Raw genomic sequence first — 481 nt, forward strand, 5'->3', positions numbered from 1 at the left:
CGCACTGGCGCGGCGAATGGCCCCCACCCTGGCCCGCGAACTGGAGGACCCGCTGGCCGGACCCGCGCTCGTCGAGGACGCGGCGGCGCGACTGTCGGCGGCGGGCTACGAGCCGCAACTGCGCCGCCCGGCGGGGGCGACCAACCTCTTTGTGGAGGAGGAGGACGGGGGGCGGCGCCTGCTGAGGTTCGGCGGACGCCGCTTCGCCACCGAGACGCGGGAGTACACCCGCGAGGACCTGCTGGACCTCCTGGCCGCCGATCCCTCGCGGCTGACCCCGGCGGCAGGCCTGCGCCCGGTCGTGCAGGACGCGCTGCTGCCCACCCTGGCCTTTGTGGTGGGGCCGGGCGAGATCGCGTACGGGGCGCAGCTGGGCGGGGTGTACGGGCTGCATGGCCTGCGGCAGCCCCTGCTGTGGCCCCGGCTGAGCGTGACCTGGCTGGAGCCGAACGTGGCGCGGCTGCTCTCGCGGCTGGGGGCG

At 76.5% G+C, this 481-nt stretch carries 1 protein-coding gene; it reads left to right on the top strand.

The genetic code is table 11. The annotated features are described in order from the left end of the window. Positions 1-481: bacillithiol biosynthesis protein BshC (gene bshC, locus QOL99_RS17575; RefSeq protein ID WP_285525697.1), on the top strand; the 481-nt coding region annotated here is incomplete at both ends.

The sequence above is a fragment of the Deinococcus rhizophilus genome (assembly GCF_030271215.1).
Classification (GTDB): Bacteria; Deinococcota; Deinococci; order Deinococcales; family Deinococcaceae; genus Deinococcus; species Deinococcus rhizophilus.